The sequence below is a fragment of the Phenylobacterium aquaticum genome, from assembly GCF_022695515.1.
GTDB classification, from domain to species: domain Bacteria; phylum Pseudomonadota; class Alphaproteobacteria; order Caulobacterales; family Caulobacteraceae; genus Phenylobacterium; species Phenylobacterium aquaticum.
On sequence record NZ_JALDPT010000003.1, the window covers coordinates 191,673 to 210,491 of the forward strand.

17 protein-coding genes and 1 riboswitch are annotated in these 18,819 nt (G+C 68.9%); of the genes, 14 read left to right on the top strand and 3 right to left on the bottom strand.

Annotation, left to right across the window (positions count from 1 at the left end):
- Positions 1-69: 69 nt before the first annotated feature.
- The 4 genes from pyrE to MQH10_RS04095 are packed head-to-tail and all read left to right on the top strand — an operon-like array spanning position 70 to position 2,761.
- The gene (gene pyrE / locus MQH10_RS04080) at positions 70-654 is read left to right on the top strand and encodes an orotate phosphoribosyltransferase (protein ID WP_242562785.1); all 585 of its coding nucleotides are present in this window, start codon (positions 70-72) and stop codon (positions 652-654) included.
- On the top strand, positions 651-1,409 hold the full coding sequence (locus tag MQH10_RS04085) for a pyridoxine 5'-phosphate synthase (RefSeq protein ID WP_242562786.1): 759 nt from the start codon (positions 651-653) through the stop codon (positions 1,407-1,409). The genes pyrE and MQH10_RS04085 overlap by 4 nt, the downstream gene beginning before the upstream one ends.
- Positions 1,406-1,822, top strand: a complete 417-nt coding sequence (gene acpS, locus MQH10_RS04090; RefSeq protein WP_242562787.1) for a holo-ACP synthase — start codon at positions 1,406-1,408, stop codon at positions 1,820-1,822. Before MQH10_RS04085 ends, acpS begins: the two co-directional genes overlap by 4 nt.
- Positions 1,823-1,831: 9 nt before the next feature.
- Positions 1,832-2,761 carry a hypothetical protein gene (locus MQH10_RS04095; RefSeq protein WP_242562788.1) on the top strand — a complete coding sequence of 310 codons (930 nt, stop codon included), beginning with the start codon at positions 1,832-1,834 and terminating at the stop codon, positions 2,759-2,761.
- Between the two features lie 171 nt (positions 2,762-2,932).
- On the opposite strand, the gene MQH10_RS04100 is transcribed toward MQH10_RS04095, so the two are convergent.
- On the bottom strand, positions 2,933-3,925 hold the full coding sequence (locus MQH10_RS04100) for an SDR family NAD(P)-dependent oxidoreductase (RefSeq protein WP_242562789.1): 993 nt from the start codon (positions 3,923-3,925) through the stop codon (positions 2,933-2,935).
- Positions 3,926-3,987: 62 nt separating this feature from the next.
- Between MQH10_RS04100 and MQH10_RS04105 the strand changes: the two genes are divergently transcribed.
- The gene (locus MQH10_RS04105) at positions 3,988-4,590 is read left to right on the top strand and encodes a TetR/AcrR family transcriptional regulator (protein WP_242562790.1); all 603 of its coding nucleotides are present in this window, start codon (positions 3,988-3,990) and stop codon (positions 4,588-4,590) included.
- On the opposite strand, the gene MQH10_RS04110 is transcribed toward MQH10_RS04105, so the two are convergent.
- Positions 4,578-6,593, bottom strand: coding sequence for a S9 family peptidase (locus MQH10_RS04110; RefSeq protein WP_242562791.1), 2,016 nt, complete (start codon positions 6,591-6,593; stop codon positions 4,578-4,580). The genes MQH10_RS04105 and MQH10_RS04110 overlap by 13 nt on opposite strands.
- Before the next feature lie 65 nt (positions 6,594-6,658).
- Entirely contained in the window at positions 6,659-7,828 is a 1,170-nt protein-coding gene (locus tag MQH10_RS04115) for a pyridoxal phosphate-dependent aminotransferase (protein WP_242562792.1), read from the bottom strand.
- Positions 7,829-7,992: 164 nt separating this feature from the next.
- Between MQH10_RS04115 and lepB the strand changes: the two genes are divergently transcribed.
- From lepB to aspS, 9 genes are all read left to right on the top strand, one after another.
- Positions 7,993-8,766 carry a signal peptidase I gene (lepB, locus tag MQH10_RS04120; protein WP_242562793.1) on the top strand — a complete coding sequence of 258 codons (774 nt, stop codon included), beginning with the start codon at positions 7,993-7,995 and terminating at the stop codon, positions 8,764-8,766.
- Positions 8,763-9,461 (top strand): ribonuclease III, encoded by a 699-nt coding sequence (gene rnc / locus MQH10_RS04125; RefSeq protein ID WP_242562794.1) that lies wholly within the window; start codon positions 8,763-8,765, stop codon positions 9,459-9,461. The genes lepB and rnc overlap by 4 nt, the downstream gene beginning before the upstream one ends.
- Positions 9,458-10,402, top strand: a complete 945-nt coding sequence (gene era / locus MQH10_RS04130; RefSeq protein ID WP_242562795.1) for a GTPase Era — start codon at positions 9,458-9,460, stop codon at positions 10,400-10,402. Before rnc ends, era begins: the two co-directional genes overlap by 4 nt.
- A 17-nt stretch (positions 10,403-10,419) precedes the next feature.
- The gene (locus MQH10_RS04135; protein ID WP_242562796.1) at positions 10,420-11,223 is read left to right on the top strand and encodes an arylamine N-acetyltransferase family protein; all 804 of its coding nucleotides are present in this window, start codon (positions 10,420-10,422) and stop codon (positions 11,221-11,223) included.
- Positions 11,223-11,954, top strand: a complete 732-nt coding sequence (gene recO, locus MQH10_RS04140; RefSeq protein ID WP_242562797.1) for a DNA repair protein RecO — start codon at positions 11,223-11,225, stop codon at positions 11,952-11,954. The genes MQH10_RS04135 and recO overlap by 1 nt, the downstream gene beginning before the upstream one ends.
- A gap of 67 nt (positions 11,955-12,021) precedes the next feature.
- Positions 12,022-12,125, top strand: a riboswitch (SAM-I-IV-variant riboswitch).
- Positions 12,126-12,168: 43 nt separating this feature from the next.
- Positions 12,169-13,098 carry a homoserine O-succinyltransferase gene (locus MQH10_RS04145; RefSeq protein WP_242562798.1) on the top strand — a complete coding sequence of 310 codons (930 nt, stop codon included), beginning with the start codon at positions 12,169-12,171 and terminating at the stop codon, positions 13,096-13,098.
- Positions 13,099-13,172: 74 nt separating this feature from the next.
- A complete protein-coding gene (gene parC, locus MQH10_RS04150; protein WP_242562799.1) occupies positions 13,173-15,425 on the top strand; it encodes a DNA topoisomerase IV subunit A in 2,253 nt (750 codons plus the stop codon).
- A gap of 80 nt (positions 15,426-15,505) precedes the next feature.
- A complete protein-coding gene (locus MQH10_RS04155) occupies positions 15,506-16,849 on the top strand; it encodes a serine hydrolase domain-containing protein (RefSeq protein WP_242562800.1) in 1,344 nt (447 codons plus the stop codon).
- A gap of 96 nt (positions 16,850-16,945) precedes the next feature.
- Positions 16,946-18,724: an aspartate--tRNA ligase gene (gene aspS / locus MQH10_RS04160; RefSeq protein ID WP_242562801.1), complete on the top strand. Its 1,779-nt coding sequence runs from the start codon at positions 16,946-16,948 to the stop codon at positions 18,722-18,724.
- Positions 18,725-18,819: the final 95 nt, after the last annotated feature.

The window sequence follows — 18,819 nt, forward strand, 5'->3', positions numbered from 1 at the left end:
GATCCTGCGCAAGCCGGATGACAGCCCGACCGCCATTCGCTAATCCGCGTCAAGCAGGAGGCGCGCGCCATGAACACTGAACAGGTCCTTGAGGAATTCCGCGCGTCGGGCGCCTTGCGAGAGGGGCATTTCATCCTCTCCAGCGGCCTGCATTCCGGGGTCTTCCTGCAGAAGAACCTGGTCTTCCAGTACCCTGAGCGCACGGCGCGCCTGTGCAAGGCGCTGGCCGAGAAGATCGTTGCGACGGTGGGACAGGTCGACCTGTGCATCTCGCCGGCCGTGGGCGGCATCATCCCGGGCTATGAGACCGCGCGCCATCTGGGTGTGCCCTCCATGTATGTCGAGCGGGAAGGGGGCGTCTTCAAGCTGCGCCGCGCCTTCTCGATCCCGCCGGGCGCGAAGATCGCCATGGTCGAGGACATCGTCTCCACCGGCCTGTCGTCGCGGGAATGCGTCGAGGCCATCAAGGCGGCCGGCGGCAATGTGGTCTGCGCCGCCGCCATCGTCGACCGCTCGGGCGGCCGCGCCGATCCGGGCGCGCCTTTTGTGGCCCTGGCCCGCCTGGACGTGCCGGCCTATCCGGCCGACCAGCTGCCGCCGGAACTGGCCGCCATCCCGATCGAGGACCCGGGCAGCCGGAGGCTGCACGGATGAGCCGCCTTCGCCTGGGGGTGAACATCGACCATGTGGCGACGATCCGGAACGCCCGGGGCGCCGCCTATCCCGACCCGATGCGGGCCGCGGAGTTGGCCATCGGCGCGGGCGCCGACGGCATCACCGCCCACCTGCGGGAGGATCGCCGGCACATCTCCGACGCCGACATCGAGGCCCTGGCGGTGATCACCCGCAAGCGCGGCCAGCCGTTGAACTTCGAGATGGCGGTGACCTCCGAGATGGAGACCATCGCCCTGCGTCACCTGCCGCACGCCGCCTGCTTGGTGCCGGAGCGCCGGGAAGAGGTGACGACCGAGGGCGGGCTGGATGTGGCCGGGGCGCATAACACCATCGCCCCCGTGGTCCGTCGTCTGGTGGACGCCGGCATCCGGGTGTCGTGCTTCGTCGACGCCGTGCCGGAGCAGGTGGCCGCCGCCAAGTCGGTCGGCGCCCAGGTGGTGGAGCTGACCACCGGCTTCTATTGCGACGCTGTTCGGGACCGCTCGCCCGAGGCGCCGGCCCTGCTGGAACGGCTGCGGGTCACGGCCCGCGAGGCCCATCGGCTGGGCCTGGAGGTCCATGCCGGGCACGGCATCGACTATGAGACGGTCAAGGCCGTCGCGGCCATTCCCGAAGTGGCCGAGCTGAACATCGGCCACTTCCTGATCGGCGAGGCGATCTTCGTCGGCCTGGTGCCGGCCATCCAGCGGATGCGGACCCTGATGGACGAAGCCCGCGTGGGGCTGGCCGCGTGATTTTGGGCATCGGCTCGGACCTGTCGGACATCCGCCGCGTCCAGGGCAGCCTGGACCGGTTCGGCGACCGGTTCACCCACCGCTGCTTCACCGAGATCGAGCGCACCCGCTCGGACCGCAAGCCCGACCGCGCGTCGTCCTACGCCAAGCGGTTCGCCGCCAAGGAGGCCTGCGCCAAGGCGCTGGGCACCGGCATCCGCCGCGGCGTGTTCTGGCGCGACATGGGCGTGGTGAACATGCGCTCCGGCCAGCCGACCATGGCCCTGACCGGCGGCGCCGCGGCCCGCCTGGCCGAGATGGTCCCGGCCGGCCATCGTGCGGTGATCCACCTGTCGCTCACCGACGACCACCCCTACGCCCAGGCCTTCGTGATCATCGAGGCCCTGCCGGAGACCGGTCTGGTCCAAGCCTGAGGTCTGTCCATGTTCGCCAGCTTCGCGCCGTTCGCCCTCGCCCTCGCCCTGATCGGGGGCGCAGGCCCGCCGCCCGAACTGGTGGCGAGCGTTCAGGCGGAGCTCAAGGACCAACCGGACGCCCCCTCGGACGCCGCCAAGCTGTTCCGCAGGGTCGATATCAACGGCGACGGTCTCCAGGACTGGCGCGTGGACTACAGCAGCATCGACGATCTGTGCACCTCGGGCGGTTGCCTCCAGAAGCTCTATCTGGCCCGGCCGGGCGGCGGCTACACCCTCGTCCTCCACACCCAGATCCGCAACATGTTCCGGCTCAGCCACACCCGGGAAGGCCATCGTCTGGATGTTGAGGTGCACGGCAGCAATTGCGGCCCGAAGTGGCCCAGCGAATGCCTGCGGTCCTTCCTCTGGAATGAGGCGGATGGCCGCTTCGTGGAGATTCCGAACCGTAGGGGCGACGGACGGCTTGAGCAGCTGCTGCAGCTGCTGGCCCCAGATCCAGCGACTTATCCCAAGTCGATCGCCTCTACGGTGGCGGCGACCGTCAGGGATTGCGAGGCTCGGGGCGGTAGACTGAGTCCTGCGGACTCAGGGGTGCGGCGGACGCCGGACCTGGACGGCGACGGCCGATCCGACTGGATGGTGGATGCGTCTCTGCTGAACTGCGTGGATCCCAAGAACGAGATGGGGCCGTTCATCGAGATCGGCACCGGCGTCACCTTGCTGAGCGGCGGGGAGCAGGGCCAGCCCCTGTTCCTGCCGACATTTCTCTACGCCTTCGATGTGAAGACCCGCCCGGCGACCTTTACGGCGCTGGAGCTGGTGGAGGGCTGCGGCGGGAGCAAGGGGCCGCCGTGTCCGGAAACGACCTACCGCTGGGATCCCGGCCGGCGGACCTTGGTCCCGGCGCCGACGGCCCAGGGCCCGCGCGCGCCATAGCCGCCGTGACCCTCGAGGCCCTGCCAGAGTGACCTCTTCCTCTCCCCGTGTACGGGGAGAGGGCAGGGTGAGGGGCGCGCCGCGAAGCGGGGCGTTTCGCGGCGACTCAGGTGATGTGGCGGCTCAGTAAGGGCCCCTCACCCAACCCTCTCCCCGCAAGCGGGGCGAGGGCTAAGAGGTCCAGCCGAAGTACTGGCTGATCCCTGTGGACTTCAGGCTTTCGCGCCACAGGAGCGCCTCGCTGGCGGCGTCGCGCTCGGGCGGCAGCAGGACGGCGGGGCCGGCCTTGCCGGCGCCTTCGGGGCCGTAGAAGCCGAGGATCTCGACGCCGGGTTCGCAGCTGGCGCGGGCGATGCCCATGGTCCCGTCCTCGACCGAGTGGGCGGCTTTCAGCGTGCGGTTCAGCACGAAGCGGTCGAACAGGGTGTCGCCCCCGGCCGCCGTGGTCTTGGCCTGCAGGCCGCTGTCGGTGGGGCCCGGATGGGCGCAGAGGCTCTTCACCTTGCCGGCGAAGGCGGGCCGCTCCTGGGCGATGTGGTCGGCCAAGGCGTAGGTGAACATGAGGTTGGCCAGCTTCGACTGCTGGTAGCGCCGCCACTTGGCGACGCCCATGAAGCCCTGGCCGCCGAGCTTGCCGCCCTTGGCGCGCAGATAGTCGGCTTTGAGCGGCGGGCCGCGGCGGGCGCCGCTGGAGTGATTGACCACGCGCGCCTCGCCGCGCGCCGTCGCGGCGGCCTCCAGCAGGGGCCAGATCTCGGAGGTCAGCAGGAAGTGCGAGAGGTGGTTGGGCTGCATCTGGACGTCGAAGCCGTCCGGCGTGGCGGCGTCGGGCAGGCCCATGACCCCGGCGTTGTTGCAGAGCACATCGATGCCGCCGCCATAGGCCTTGCGCAGCTGGGCGCCGGCGGCGCGGACCGCGTCGAAGCTCTGCAGGTCGCAGGCGATCAGCTCGGCCTTGCCGCCGCGCTGGCGCAGCTCCGCCAGGGCCGCGTCGGCGCGGGGCGAGGGGCGGTTCAGCATCAGCACCTGGGCGCCCAGGTCGGCGCAGGTGCGGGCCAGGACCAGGCCCGTGCCGCTGGTGCAGCCGGTGATGGCGACGGTCTTGCCGGCCAGGCTCGGCAGGCTGGCGGCGAGGGCGGCGTAGTGCTGGGTCGGCGGGGCCATGGGCGTCGGTCCTGTGCTTGGCGTCCGACGCACTATCGGTGAACTTGACAAAAAGACAAGAAGTGTCGCATTCGTCCGGCATGGATGGAGCCGAACGCCGTATCCTCGACGCCGCCGCCGTCGTGTTCAGCCGCTACGGCTATCGCCAGACCTCGGTCGGCCAGGTGGCTGACGAGGCGCAGCTGACCCGCCAGTCGCTCTATCGCTACTTCGAGAACAAGGAAGCCCTGTTCCTGGCGGCCCTGCATGACCTGCATGCGGCGGCCCTGGACCGGGCCGAGGCGGCCGGGGCGGCGGCGCGCGACCAGGGGCTGGACCTGGCGGGCCGGTTGTCCGCTCAGCTCATGGCCTGGCTCGACCTCTATATCGAACGGCTCGATGTCTCGCCCCATGCCGGCGAGTTGGTCGAGGAGAGCGCGCGGCAGTTCGGCGACGTGACGCTCAGCTACAATCAGCGCCTGGCCGATCGGCTGGCCGAGACGATCATCGGGGCGACTGACGCCAGCCCCGACGCCGCGGCCGGCCTCGCCAACCTGCTGATGGCCGCAGTGCGCGGGCTGAAGAGCACCCGGCCCGCCTTGCCCCGCGACGATCTCAAGGCCCAGATCGAGGCCGCCGTCCGGCTGATCGTCACCGGCGCGGGGGCGCTCGCTTATTTCAGGTGATCGCCGTACCAGGCGATGTAGCGGTCCAGCCGGTCCTTCAGGAAGCTGGGCCGGGTCAGGCCGTGAAACTGGCCGGGATAGATCACCATCTGGGTCTCGACGCCCAGGCTGCGCAGCGCCTGATACATCTGCTCGGTGTTGAGCAGGGGCACGTTGAAGTCCTTGTCGCCGCCCAGGAACAGGGTCGGCGTCTTGATCTGGTCTGCGTGATAGAAGGGATAGGAGATCTTCATCCAGGCCTCGGGGTGCTCCCAGGGCCGGCCCAGCTCCATCTCATAGTCGCGGATGTACTGGTCGGTGCCGTAGCCGGCGAGCACGTTGGAGATGCTGGCCCCGCTGGTCGCCGCCCTGAAGCGCGTGTCCGAGGCGATCACGTAATTGGTCAGGATGCCGCCATAGCTCCAGCCGCCGACGCCCAGCCGGGCCGGATCGGCGATCCCTTGAGCGACGGCATAGTCGACGCCCGCCAGCACGTCCTTGACCGCCGGTGTTCCCCAGTCGGCGTAGAGCGCCATGCCGAAGGCCTCGCCGCGGCCATTGCTGCCGCGCGGGTTGGAGGCGACCACCACATAGCCCTGGGCGGCCAGCATCTGCCATTCCTGGTTCCAGGCCAGCTCGTATTGCGACTGCGGCCCGCCGTGCAGGCGCAGGATGGTGGGATAGCGCTTGCCCGCCACATAGCCGGGCGGCTTGACCAGGAAGCCGTGGATCTCGACCCCGTCGGGGTCCTTGAACTTGATCTCCTCGGTCGAGGCCAGCGCAACGGATTTCAGCCAGTCGTTCTGGTGGCTGAGCGCGCGGGGCTGGCCCTTGGCGATGGCGTAGACCTCGGCCGGGTGGGTCGGGTCGCTGATCAGGCCGACCAGCTTGCCCTTGCCGTCGGTGTCGTAGTCGCGCAGCTGCTGGCGGCCGGCCAGCAAATCCTTGGGCGCGCCGCCCGCGGCGGGGATCGCCACCAGACGGCGGATCTGATCGTCCTCGACCGTCACGGTGAGGGTCTTGCCGTCGGCGGACCAGCGCGGCTGGTAGACATTGCGGTCGAGGGTCGGCGTCAGGACCCTGGGCGCGCCGCCGGCGGCGGGGACGACGGCGAGGGTGTGGACGCCGTAGCCGATCTTGCGGATCTCGCCGCCCTGCAGATAGGCGATCGACTTGCCGTCCGGCGACCAGGCCGGATAGCTGTTCCACTCGGGATCGTTGTCGGCGCCGGCATAGGTGGTCACGGCTCGTAGGGCGCCGCCGGCCTTGGCTTCGACCACATAGAGGTCGGTGTTGTAGTCGCGGTCGATGTCCTTGCCGCGGTTGGAGACGAAGGCGATCGACCTGCCGTCCGGCGACCAGGCGGGCAGGGCCTCCTCGAACTCGCCGGTGGTGATGCGGACGGGGGTCTTGTCGGCCAGGCTCATGACATAGAGCCGGCCCCGCTGGACGCCGAGATAGCCGGCGATGTCCTGCTTGAACTGGAAGCGGTCGATGACGATCGGCTGCGGCCGCTTGGGGTCGGCCTTCTCGCCGTCGGCGGCCTTGGGCGGTTCGGGCGGGGCGTCGCGCAGGATGAGCGCAATGGACTTGCCGTCCGGCGACCAAGCGAAATCCTCGACCGAGCGTTTGCCGGAGGTGATCTTCTGGGCCTCGCCGCCCAGGCGGTCGAGCAGCCAGAGCTGGTCGGCCTCGTCATCGTCGCGGCGGCCGGAGATGAAGGCGAGGTAGCGGCCGTCCGGGCTCCAGCGCGGGGTGTTTTCGCTCTCCTTCGGCGCGGAGGTCAGCTGGACGGTCTGCTTGCCGTCGAAGGAGGTCATCCACAGGTGGGTCACGCCCTTGTCCTGGGCCTTGTCCAGCGCCTTGACCGCATAGGCCACCCAGGCCCCGTCCGGCGACAGGGCCGGCGACGAGACCGCGCGCTCGTTGAAGATGTCGTCGGGGGTCAGATGGCGAGGCTCGGCCGCGTGGCCTGAGCTTGCCGCGGCCAGGGCCATGAGGCCGCCGATCCAGATCCTGTGCATCCCCATAACCCCCGACGTCTCATTTTGATGGCGCGGATCATGACGGCCGGGAGCGGGCCCCGCAATCACCGGCGGGCGAGATATCCGGCCAGGCGCTCCAGGCCCTGGGCGTTCTTCTCCGGCCGCGCGGCGAAGCACCAGCGCAGCCAGCCTTCGCCCTCGTCGCCGAACGCCGCGCCCGGCGCGAGACCCAGGCCCGCCTCGGCCACCAGGGCCTTGGCCAGCGCCAGGGAGTCGGCTTGGCCCTCCAGCCGGAAGAAGGCGTAGAGCCCGCCGTCCGGCTCGGGCGCCTCGACGCCGGGAATGGCGCGCAGGCCGGCCAGCACCTGGTCGCGGGCGGCGGCCAGTTCGGCGCGCAGCTCGGCGACCGAGGCCTCGCCCCCGGTCAGGGCCGCCAGCCCGCCCTCCTGCACGAAGTCCGGCGCGCAGGAGGTGTTGTATTCCAGGAGCACGCCGAGCGCCTCGGTGAGGGCGGCGGGGGCGACCATCCAGCCCAGCCGCCAGCCGGTCATCCGCCAGGCCTTGGAAAAGCTGTTGGTGCTGATCAGCCGGTCCTCAGGTTCGGCCAGGGGCAGGAAGGAGGGGGCGGATGCCGCGCCGGAGAAGCTCAGCCGCTCATAGACGTCGTCGGCCATGATCCAGATCCCGAGCCGGCGGCAGTGGTCGAGGATCGCCTGGCGGTCTTCCGCCGCCAGCATCCAGCCGGTCGGGTTGTTCGGCGAATTCAGGAACAGGGCGCGGGTGTCGGGGGTGAGCGCGGCCAGCAGGCGGTCGAGGTCCAGGCTCCAGCGGCCGTTGCGGGGCTCCAGCGAGACCGACGTGACCTGGGCGCCCAGGATGCGGGGGATTTCCGCCACATTGGGCCAGACCGGGGTGACCACGGCGACCTTGTCGCCCGGCTCGATCACGGCTTGCGCCGCCAGCATCAGGGCGCTGACGCCCGAGCTGGTGATCGCCAGCCGCCCGGGCTCGATTGGGACCCCGTGCAGGCCGGAGAGATAGGCCGAGAGCGCGGCCCGCAGGTCCGGGCGGCCTAGATTGTGGGTGTAGTAGGTGCGGCCCTCGGCCAGGGCGTTCGCGGCGGCCTCGCGGATGAAGGCGGGCGTCGGCTGGTCGGATTCGCCGAACCAGAAGGCCAGCACGTCCTTGCGGTCCATGCCGGCATTGGCCACCTCGCGGATCAGCGAGCGGCGCAGGGCCTGGACGGCGGGGCGGGCGAGGGGAGGGAAAGCCATGTCGGTTCATAGCCCTGCGCGCGCGCGGGCGCATCCTTCGCACGGGGCTGCGACCCGTTCGCCCGGTTGAAGAGTTCGGGGGCGCTGCGCTTGCCGTTCGGTTATGCAGAGTCTAGCTACAGCCAACCGGTCTGACGCGCGTCGGGCCCATTCGGGATTCGGGAATGACCGACAACGTGCAGGGCGCATCCCACGAGCCGGACGCCGTCAACGAGCTGGTGGAGATCGTCAAGACGGTCGCCTATGCGCTGCTGATCGCGCTGGTCCTGCGGGTGATCTTCTTCCAGCCCTTCACGATCCCCTCGGCCTCGATGGAGCCGACCCTGCTCGAGGGCGACTACATCATCGTCTCCAAATTCTCGTACGGCTATTCGCGCAACTCGATCCCGTTCAGCCCGCCGCTGTTCAAGGGCCGGGTGCTGGAGAAGGTCCCGGAGCGCGGCGACATCATCGTCTTCAAGCTGCCGCGCGACGGCCACACCGACTACATCAAGCGCCTGATCGGCCTGCCCGGCGACCGGATCCAGGTGACGGGCGGGGTGCTGTCGATCAACGGCAAGCCGGTCCCGCGCAAGCCGCTCGCCCCCGTGCTGGTGGATTCCGGCTACGGCTTCACCCGCAATGTCGAGCGCTACCAGGAGACCTTCCCGAACGGGAAGACCTTCATCACCTATGACTTCGGGCCGGACGGCGACGTCGACAACACCGGGGTCTATGTGGTGCCTGAGGGGCACTACTTCTTCATGGGCGACAACCGGGACAATTCGCTCGACAGCCGCGTGCCGTCGGAGATCGGCGTGGGCTATGTCCCGGCCGAGAACCTGGTCGGCAAGGCCCAGATCATCCTGTTGTCCTGGAACAAGGGCGCGTCCCTGTTCAAGCCCTGGACCTGGGTCCTCGACGCCCGGCCCAGCCGGTTCTTCAACGTCCTGAAATGAACAAGCGAGACGTCGCGGTCGCCGAACTCGAAGGCCGCATCGGCCACGTCTTCGCCGATCGGGAGCTGCTGGAGCGGGCGCTGACCCATTCAAGCGTCGGCAACGGCGCGACCAAGGTCCGGCATAATGAGCGGCTGGAGTTCCTGGGCGACCGGGTGCTGAACCTGATCGTCGCCGAGCGCCTGGCGGAACTGCGCCCCGAGGCCCGCGAGGGCGAGCTGTCGCGCCTGATGAACCAGCTGGTCAACTACCATGTCTGCGCCGCCGCCGCCCGGATCGTCGGCCTGCCCGACGCCATGCGGGTGGACGCCAGCGCCACCAAGGTCGGGGCCCGCGACAATGACCGGGTGCTGGGCGACGCCTGCGAGGCGGTGATCGCCGCCCTCTATCTGGACGGCGGGCTGGAGGCGGCGCGCGCCTTCATCCTGACCTTCTGGGGCGAGGCCTTCGGGGAGCTGGACGCGCCCCGGCTCAAGGATTCCAAGACTTTGCTTCAGGAATGGGCTATGGCCCGCGGCTTGCCCGTCCCCAGCTATGACGTGATCGCCACCACCGGCCCGGCGCACCAGCCCCGCTTCACCATCGAGGTGCGGCTCCAGGGCTATCCGCCGGAGCGGGGGGAAGGCGGATCCAAGCGGGAGGCGGAGAAGATCGCCGCCGACCTGATGCTACGAAAGAGAGAAGACGCCTTATGACCGTGGAATCCACCCGCGCGGGCTTTGCGGCCGTGATCGGCGCGCCCAATGCGGGCAAGTCCACCCTGACCAACCGACTGGTGGGGGCCAAGGTCTCCATCGTCACCCAGAAGGTCCAGACCACCCGCTTCCCGGTCCGTGGCGTCGCCATGTCGGGCAATTGCCAGATCGTGCTCGTCGACACCCCCGGCATCTTCGCGCCGCGCCGCCGGCTCGACCGGGCGATGGTGCGCGCGGCCTGGGGCGGGACCGAGGACGCCGACATCATCGTCCACCTGGTTGACGCCGCGGCCGAGGTTGCGATCAACACCGGCGAGGCCAAGGCCCAGGACAAGCGCGCCCGGATCGACGTGGATTCCATCGTCGACGGCCTGAAGGCGGCCGGCAAGACCGCGATCCTGGCGCTCAACAAGATCGACGGCCTGAAGCGCGAGAACCTGCTGGCCGTCGCCCAGCGGCTGTTCGAGACCGGCGTCTACAGTGAGGTCTTCATGATCTCGGCCGCCACCGGCGCGGGCGTCGACGACCTGATGGCCCGGCTGGTCAAGGCCATGCCGGAAGGCCCCTGGTTCTATCCTGAGGACCAGACCGCCGACCTGCCGGCCCGCCTGCTGGCCGCGGAGCTGACCCGCGAGAAGATCTATCTGCGCGTCCACGAGGAGCTGCCCTATTCGGCGGCCGTCGAGACCACCTCCTTCGAGGAGCGCAAGGACGGGGCGGTCCGCATCGAGCAGACCATCTATGTCGAGCGCGAGAGCCAGCGGCCCATCGTGCTGGGCAAGAACGGCCAGACGCTCAAGTGGATTGGCCAGAAGTCCCGCGAGGAGCTCACCGAGCTGCTCGGCCGCACGGTCCACCTGTTCCTGACGGTCAAGGTCGACGAGTCCTGGGCCGACAAGCGCGAGTTCTATGGCGACGTCGGTCTCGACTTCGACGTCTGAGCCCCCAACATAGGTCCATGATCGACCTCGACGCCTATTTCCGCCGCATCGGGTATGACGGGCCACGTACGGCGAGCCTGGCGACCCTGCGCGCGCTTCAGGCCCTGCATCCGGCGGCGATCCCGTTCGAGAACCTCGACGTCCTGATGGATCTCGGGATCGACATCTCGCCGCAGGCGGTGGACGCCAAGCTGATCGCCGCGGGCCGCGGCGGCTATTGCTACGAGCAGAACTCGCTGTTCGGCCGGGCGCTCACCGCCCTGGGCTTCGAGTTCGACTCCCTGATGGCCCGCGTCGTTTGGATGGCGCCGCCCGACGCGCCGACCCCGCCGCGCACCCACAAGCTGCTGCGCGTCCGGCTGGACGGGGAGACCTGGCTGGCCGATGTCGGCTTTGGCGGCGCCGTCCTGACCGCCCCCCTGCGCTGGGTGACGGACGAGGTCCAGGTCACCCCGCACGAACCCTTCCGCCTGCGCGACCTCGGCGGCGACCTGCTGCTGGAGACGAAGCTGGAGGACTGGACGCCGGTCTACCGGATCGGGCTCGATCCCCAGGCGCCGATCGACGACGAGCTGGCCAACTGGTTCACCTCGCGCCATCCGAGCTCGCGGTTCCGCCAGGTGCTGATGGTCGCCCGCACGACGCCCCAGGCCCGCCACACCCTGCTCAACAATCGCCTGACCCTCCGGCCGGTCGCCGGTGAGGTTGAGCGCCGGGAGCTGGACGCCGATGGGATGGAAGCCGCGCTGAGCGAGATCTTCCATCTGCCCTTCGATCCCGCTTGGCGACCGATCCTTCAGCGCCTCGCGGCGGCCGGCTGATGGAGTTCGAGGACGACGCCTATGTGCTGTCGGCCCGCGCCCACGGGGAGACCGGGGCGATTGTCGAGCTCCTGACCGCCCACCACGGCAAGTATGCGGCCCATGTGGCCGGCGGGGCGTCGCGGCGGATCAAGCCGTTCCTGCAGGCGGGCGCGCGGGTGATCCTGAACTATCGCGCCCGGGTCTCCGACCAGCTGGGTTCGGCGCAGCTTGAGCCGGTGGGGGAGGGGCCCTCGGCCCTGTTCGACGACGCCCTGGCGCTGGCCGGCCTGGCTGCCGCGGCCGCCGTGGCCGCCGGCGCCCTGCCGGAACGCGAGCCGCATCCCGGCGCGTTCCTGGCCTTCGAGGCCCTGTCCTCTGCCCTGCTGCTGCCCGACATCTGGCCGGCCGTGTTCGTGCGCTTCGAGGCGGGTCTGCTGCAGGATCTGGGCTTCGGCCTGGATCTCTCCAAGTGCGCGGCGACCGGATCGACCGACGACCTGATCTATGTGAGCCCGCGCACCGGGCGCGCGGTCAGTCGCGAGGCCGGCGCGCCCTATAAGGACAAGCTGCTGACCCTGCCGCCCTTCCTGCTGGCCGCCCAGACCGGCCTGGGGGCGGGCGATGTCGGCGCGGGGCTGGATCTGACGGCCCACTTCCTCAACGCCTTCGTCTTCGCCCCCATGAACCGTCCGCTGCCGCCGGCGCGGCTATGGCTGGTGGATCGCCTGAGGGAAGCCCAGCGGCTCTAGGATCGGCGCGCTGCGCCTAAAATCCGGACGCCGCGCTTGAAGTCCCGGGCGGCCTTCTTCTATTCTGGCGCGGCATCAAGAGTTGGGCCCTGCCCAACGCCAACCTGCTTCCCGAGCAAGGTGGCGCTCCCCCCGGAGGATGTGGCCGTGGCGGCAAACAAACGGGTTCTCATCACCCCGCCTCGCGACCTTGGTTTGCTTGTGAGGGGCTTTCATGCCGATCAAGATTCCCGACGCCCTGCCGGCCCGCGCCCTTCTGGAAGCCGAGGGCGTGGTCATCATGCGGGAGGCCGACGCCGCCCGCCAGGACATCCGGCCGCTGCATATCGGGCTTCTCAACCTCATGCCCGACAAGCCGAAGACGGAGACCCAGTTCGCACGATTGCTGGGGGCGACGCCGCTGCAGGTCGAGCTCACCCTTGTTCAACTCGCCACCCATACGCCGCGGAATACGCCGGCGGAGCACCTCCGCGCCTTTTACCGCACCTGGGATGAGGTGAAGACCCAGCGCCTGGATGGATTGATCGTCACCGGCGCGCCGGTCGAGACCCTGCCGTTCGAACAGGTCGCCTACTGGGACGAACTGCGGCGGATCCTCGATTGGACGGATCGCCACGTGCACAGCTGCTTTTATGTCTGCTGGGGCGCCCAGGCGGCGCTTCGGCATTTTCACGGCGTGGACAAGCACGTCCTGCCTCAGAAGCTGTCGGGGGTGTTCGCCCATCGGCTGGTCTCGCCGAATTCGGCCTATCTGCGGGGCCTGTCAGACGAAGTTGACGTCCCGGTGTCGCGCTCCAGCGAGGTGCGGCATGGCGATCTTCCCGCCGGCGCCGGTCTGAACGTGCTGATGGAGTCCGATGAGGCGGGGCTGTGCCTCGTGGAGGATTCGCGCCGGCGGGGGTTGTTCATGTTCAACCACCTTGAGTACGACGCCGGCACTCTGGCCGAAGAGTATGAGCGCGATCGGGCCAAGGCGCCCGACACCGCGCCCCCGGCCCACTACTTCGACGCCAGTCCGCGAGGCGGCGCGCCAAAGAACCGGTGGCGCAGCCATGCGCACCTGTTGTTCGGCAACTGGATCAATGAGATCTACCAGACCACGCCCTTCGATCTGGACGCCATCGGGTCAGGTTCGGTCGCTTAGCCGCGCCGCGCCAGGGATGCCTTTCCCGGCGTCAGGCTCTAGAACGTTCAGTCACTTCTCCCGATTGATTCGACATGTCCAAACACATCCCCCCGCCCTCTGACGGTGACGGCGAGCGCATCGTTGACGAGCCTTTGGCGGAAGCCCTGTCGCGGCGATATCTGGCCTATGCGCTCTCGGTCATCACCGACCGGGCCCTGCCGGACGTCCGCGACGGCCTGAAGCCGGTGCAGCGGCGCGTGCTCTACGCCATGCGCGAGATGCGCCTGAACCCGGAGGCCGCGGCCCGCAAATGCGCCAAGGTCGTCGGCGAGGTCATGGGCGGCTATCACCCGCACGGCGACCAGTCGATCTACGACACCCTGGTCCGCATGGCCCAGGACTTCGCCCAGCGCTATCTGCTGGTCGATGGCCAGGGCAATTTCGGCAATATCGACGGCGATAACCCGGCGGCCATGCGCTACACCGAGGCGAAGCTGACCGAGGCGGCGATGCTGCTCCTGGACGGCATCGACGAGGACGCGGTCGACTTCAAGCCGACCTATGACAACCAGGACGAAGAACCTGTCGTCCTGCCGACCGGCTTCCCCAATCTGCTGGCCAACGGCACCACCGGCATCGCCGTGGGCATGGCGACCTCGATCCCGCCGCACAACGCCGCCGAGCTGATCGACGCCTGCACCCTGCTGCTGGAGAAGCCCGAGGCGACCACCGAGGAGTTGATGGCCCATGTCCAGGGCCCGGACTTCCCGACCGGCGGCGTCATTGTCGAGCCCCGCGCCTCGCTGCTCGAGACCTACGAGACCGGCCGCGGCGGCGTGCGCCTGCGGGCGCTGTGGGAGAAGGAAGACACCGGCCGCGGCAGCTACCAGATCGTCATCACCCAGATCCCCTATCAGGTGAAGAAGGCCGACCTGGTCGAGCAGCTGGCCGAGCTGATCGAGAACAAGAAGGCCCCGCTGCTGGGCGATGTCCGCGACGAGAGCGCGGAGGACGTGCGGCTGGTCATCGAGCCCAAGAACCGCAATGTCGAACCGGAAGTGCTGATGGAGAGCCTGTTCAAGCTCTCGGCGCTGGAGAACCGGTTCTCGGTGAACCTCAACGTCCTGGACGCCCGCGGCACGCCCGGCGTCATGGGGCTGAAGTCGATCCTGCAGGCCTTCCTCGACCACCGGCGCGAGGTGCTGATCCGCCGCGCCCGGTTCCGGCTGGGCAAGATCGAGGCCCGGCTGCACATCCTCGACGGCCTGCTAATCGCCTATCTGAACCTCGACGAGGTGATCCGCATCGTCCGCTACGAGGACGAGCCCAAGGCCAAGCTGATCGCCGCCTTCGCGCTGTCCGAGATCCAGGCCGACGCCATCCTCAACACCCGCCTGCGCCAGCTGGCCCGGCTGGAGGAGATGGAGATCCGTCGCGAACATGCGGAACTGGCGGAGGAACGCGACGGCCTGCTGAAGCTGCTGGCCTCCGACAAGCAGCAGTGGAAGCTGGTCGGGGTGGGGCTGCGCGACGTGCGCGCCGTGCTGGGTCCGGAGACCACGGTCGGCCGCCGCCGCTCGATCTTCGCCGAGGCCCCGGTGGTCGACGCCGAGGCGGCCATCGAGGCCATGATCGTGCGCGAGCCGATCACCGTGATCCTGTCCGAGCGCGGCTGGATCCGCGCCGCCAAGGGCAAGGTCGAGGATCCGTCGGAACTGAAGTTCAAGGAAGGCGACAAGCTGGGCTTCCTGGTCCCGGCCGAGACCACCGACAAGCTCCTGATCTTCGCCTCTGACGGCCGGTTCTTCACGCTGGGCTGCGACAAGCTGCCGGGCGCGCGCGGCCATGGCGAGCCGCTGCGCCTGCTGCTCGATCTCGACGACAAGACCGGCATCATCGACGTCTTCGCCCACAAGCCGGGCCTGAAGCGGGTGATTGCGTCGAAGGAGGGCTACGGCTTCGTCCTGCCCGAGGAGGAGGCCCTGTCGGCCCGCAAGGCCGGCAAGCAGGTGCTGAATGTCGGCGCCAAGGGGGCGGCCTTCGCCCTGCCGGCGACCGGCGACCATCTGGGGGTCATCGGCGACAACGGCAAGATCCTGATCTTCCCGCTCGAGGAGCTGCCGGAAATGCCGCGCGGCAAGGGCGTGAAGCTGCAATCCTACCGCGAGGGGGGGCTGCGCGACGCCATCGTCTTCAAGGCCGAGGAAGGCGCGACCTGGATCGATCCGGCCGGTCGCACCCGGGTCTGGGCCGAGTGGCGCGAGTGGCTGGCCCGTCGCGCCGCCGCCGGCAAGCTGGCGCCCAAGGGCTTCCCGACCAGCCGCCGGTTCCGACCGAAGGGGTAGGGGTTTCCCCCGACCCCGGGCTGGGCTAGCTGACTTCAAGACACCCGCATCCAGACGGGCGAATTCCAGGGGGACTGACCATGACGCGCCGCGTCCATCTCTTCGCGACCGCCTTCGTCGCATTCGGCCTCGGGCTCGGAGGCTGCCAGGCGGTCGCCAAGGAGAAGCCCGCCGCGCCCGTGGCGGCGACGCCCCGCCTGGTCGCGCCGGAGGCGGTGGGCTTTGACGCCGAGCGGCTGAAGAAGCTCGACGCCTATATGGCCGGGACCGTGGCCCAGGGCCGGGTGGCCGGCATGACCACCCTGCTGGTCCGCCACGGCAAGGCCGTGGAGTTTAACACCTATGGCCAGAAGAGCCTGGCGACGGCGGCGCCGATGGATCGCGACGCCATCTTCCGCATCTATTCGATGTCCAAGCCCCTGACCGGCGTGGCCATGATGATCCTCTTCGAAGAGGGCAAGTGGAAGCTGGACGACCCGGTCACCAAGTTCGTGCCCGAGTTCAAGGACCTCAAGGTCATGACCGGGGTGGACGACAAGGGGAACATCGTCACCGTCCCCGCCAACCGCCCCCCGACCATGCGCGAGATCATGAGCCACACGGCCGGCTTCGGCTACGGCCTGGGCGACAAGCATCCGGTCGACAAGCTGTTCCGCGAACGCCGCGTCCTGGGCTCCTCGAACCTGCAGGAGTTGATCAACCGGATGGCCGACATCCCGCTGATGTTCCAGCCGGGGACCAGCTGGTCCTATTCGGCCTCGGTCGACGTCCAGGGCTATATCGTCGAGAAGATCAGCGGCCAGAAGTTCGGCGACTTCCTGCAGCAGCGGGTGTTCGGCCCGCTGAAGATGAACGACACCGCCTTCTATACCGGCCCCGCCAAGGCCTCGCGCCTCGCCGCCGTCTATGTCGGCGATCCCAAGACCGGCAAGCTGGTCGAGCCGACCCAGCTCTACGGCGGGACCATGCCCGACTACACCAAGCCGCCGGCGATGGAATCCGGCGGCGGCGGCCTGGTCTCCACCACGGCCGACTATGGCCGCTTCGCCCAGATGATCCTGAACAAGGGCGAGCTGGACGGGGTGCGCATCCTGTCGCCAGCCGCGGTTGAGCTGATGGGCACCAACGTGATCCCGCAGAGCGTGCTGGTGACCTCCAACGGCACGTCCGGCGCGCGGTTCAACGAGGCCGTGGGCTTCGGGCTCGACTTCGCGGTGGTCAATGATCCGCGCAAGGCCGGCAGCCTGACCGGCAAGGGCGAGATGAGCTGGGGCGGCGCGGCCGGCACCTGGTTCTGGATCGACCCCACCAACGACCTCTATTTCGTGGGCATGATCCAGCGCATCGGCGGCACGGGCGGGGATGATCTCGGGACCATGGCCCGGACCCTGACCTACCAGGCCCTGACCCACCCGGAGAAGTGACCCCAGGGGAGGGTGGAATGACCCGCCTCACCTTGACATTCCGCCCCCCCCATGCGCCCTTCCGCGCCTTGATTTTCTGAGCCTTAGCGACTCCCCATGCACGCCTATCGCACTCATACCTGCGGCGCGCTTCGCGCCGCCGACACCGGTCAGCCGGTCCGCCTGTCCGGCTGGATCCATCGCAAGCGCGACCATGGCGGGCTGGTCTTCATCGACCTGCGCGACCATTACGGCCTGACCCAGCTGGTCCTGGCGCCCGAGACCCCCGGCTTCAATCTGGTCGAGCGCCTGCGCGCCGAGAGCGTGATCCGCGTCGACGGCGAGGTGGTGGCCCGCACGCCCGAGACCATCAATCCGAACCTGCCCACCGGCGAGGTCGAGATCCGCGTGACCTCGGTCGACGTGCTGTCGGAAGCCGCCGAGCTGCCGCTGCCGGTGTTCGGCGAGCCTGACTATCCGGAAGAGATCCGGCTGAAGCACCGCTATCTCGATCTGCGCCGCGAGACCCTGCACAAGAACATCGTGCTGCGGTCCAAGGTCATCCACTCGATCCGCAACCGCATGATCGGCCAGGGCTTCCTGGAATATCAGACCCCGATCCTGACGGCCTCGTCGCCGGAAGGCGCGCGCGACTTCCTGGTGCCGTCGCGCCTGCATCCGTCCAAGTTCTACGCGCTGCCCCAGGCGCCGCAGCAGTTCAAGCAGCTGCTGATGGTCTCGGGCTTCGACCGCTATTTCCAGATCGCCCCCTGCTTCCGCGACGAGGACCTGCGCGCCGACCGCAGCCTGGAATTCTATCAGCTCGACGTCGAGATGAGCTTCGTCACCCAGGAAGACATCTTCGCGGCCATCGAGCCGGTGATGCACGGGGTGTTCGAGGAGTTCTCCGACGGCAAGCCGGTGACCCCCTATCCGTTCCCGCGCATCCCCTATCGGGAAGCCATCGCCAAGTACGGCTCCGACAAGCCGGACCTGCGCAACCCGATCGTCATGCAGGACGTCTCCGAGCGCTTCCGCGGCGGCGGCTTCGGCCTGTTCGCCCGCATTCTGGAAGACGCCAAGAACGCCGTGTGGGGCATTCCGGCCCCCAAGGGCGGCAGCCGCGCCTTCTGCGACCGTATGAACAGCTGGGCGCAGGGCGAGGGCCAGCCGGGCCTGGGCTATATCTTCTGGAGCGAGGACCAGGGCGCCTGGGGCGGCCCGATCGCCAAGAACCTCGGGCCTGAGAAGACCGACGAGGTCATGGGCCAGTTGGGCCTGGGCAAGGGCGACGCGGCCTTCTTCGTCGCCGGCGACCCGAAGGTCTTCTACAAGTTCGCCGGCTCTGCCCGCACCAAGGTCGGGACCGACCTCGGCGTCGTGGACGAGAACCGCTTCGAGTTCGTCTGGATCGTCGACTTCCCGATGTTCGAGATGAACGAGGAGACGAACCACGTCGACTTCTCGCACAACCCGTTCTCCATGCCGCAGGGCGAGCTGGAGGCGCTGGAGACCAAGGATCCCTTGGACATCCTGGCCTATCAGTACGACATCGTCTGCAACGGCTACGAGCTGTGCTCGGGCGCGGTGCGGAACCACCGCCCGGACGTGATGCTGAAGGCCTTCGAGATCGCGGGCTATGGCCCCAATGTGGTCGAGGAGCAGTTCGGCGGCATGCTGAACGCCTTCCGCCATGGCGCCCCGCCCCACGGCGGCCTCGCGCCCGGCATCGACCGCATCGTCATGCTGCTGGCCGGCCAGACGGCGATCCGCGAGGTCATCGCCTTCCCGCTGAACCAGCAGGGCCAGGACCTGCTGATGAACGCGCCCTCGGACGTGACCGACAAGCAGCTGAAGGAGCTGCACATCCGCACGGCTCCGCCGATCAAGGTCTAGGGGTAGGGGTCAGTACTTCGGCGGCGCGCGCCGCGACGGACGCGGGCGGGGCGGGGACCACGGACCCGGCAGCCCGGACCGGCCACCGGCCGGAC

Excerpts from the sequence above, each read along its gene's own strand:
- era (WP_242562795.1), top strand. The coding sequence starts at position 9,458 with ATGACCGTGGAATCCACCCGCGCGGGCTTTGCGGCCGTGATCGGCGCG.
- MQH10_RS04100 (WP_242562789.1), bottom strand. The coding sequence starts at position 3,925 with ATGGCCCCGCCGACCCAGCACTACGCCGCCCTCGCCGCCAGCCTGCCG.
- recO (WP_242562797.1), top strand. The coding sequence starts at position 11,223 with ATGGAGTTCGAGGACGACGCCTATGTGCTGTCGGCCCGCGCCCACGGG.
- MQH10_RS04085 (WP_242562786.1), top strand. The coding sequence starts at position 651 with ATGAGCCGCCTTCGCCTGGGGGTGAACATCGACCATGTGGCGACGATC.
- MQH10_RS04115 (WP_242562792.1), bottom strand. The coding sequence starts at position 7,828 with ATGGCTTTCCCTCCCCTCGCCCGCCCCGCCGTCCAGGCCCTGCGCCGC.
- rnc (WP_242562794.1), top strand. The coding sequence starts at position 8,763 with ATGAACAAGCGAGACGTCGCGGTCGCCGAACTCGAAGGCCGCATCGGC.
- MQH10_RS04135 (WP_242562796.1), top strand. The coding sequence starts at position 10,420 with ATGATCGACCTCGACGCCTATTTCCGCCGCATCGGGTATGACGGGCCA.
- MQH10_RS04145 (WP_242562798.1), top strand. The coding sequence starts at position 12,169 with ATGCCGATCAAGATTCCCGACGCCCTGCCGGCCCGCGCCCTTCTGGAA.
- lepB (WP_242562793.1), top strand. The coding sequence starts at position 7,993 with ATGACCGACAACGTGCAGGGCGCATCCCACGAGCCGGACGCCGTCAAC.
- MQH10_RS04155 (WP_242562800.1), top strand. The coding sequence starts at position 15,506 with ATGACGCGCCGCGTCCATCTCTTCGCGACCGCCTTCGTCGCATTCGGC.
- pyrE (WP_242562785.1), top strand. The coding sequence starts at position 70 with ATGAACACTGAACAGGTCCTTGAGGAATTCCGCGCGTCGGGCGCCTTG.
- aspS (WP_242562801.1), top strand. The coding sequence starts at position 16,946 with ATGCACGCCTATCGCACTCATACCTGCGGCGCGCTTCGCGCCGCCGAC.
- parC (WP_242562799.1), top strand. The coding sequence starts at position 13,173 with ATGTCCAAACACATCCCCCCGCCCTCTGACGGTGACGGCGAGCGCATC.
- MQH10_RS04110 (WP_242562791.1), bottom strand. The coding sequence starts at position 6,593 with ATGCACAGGATCTGGATCGGCGGCCTCATGGCCCTGGCCGCGGCAAGC.
- MQH10_RS04095 (WP_242562788.1), top strand. The coding sequence starts at position 1,832 with ATGTTCGCCAGCTTCGCGCCGTTCGCCCTCGCCCTCGCCCTGATCGGG.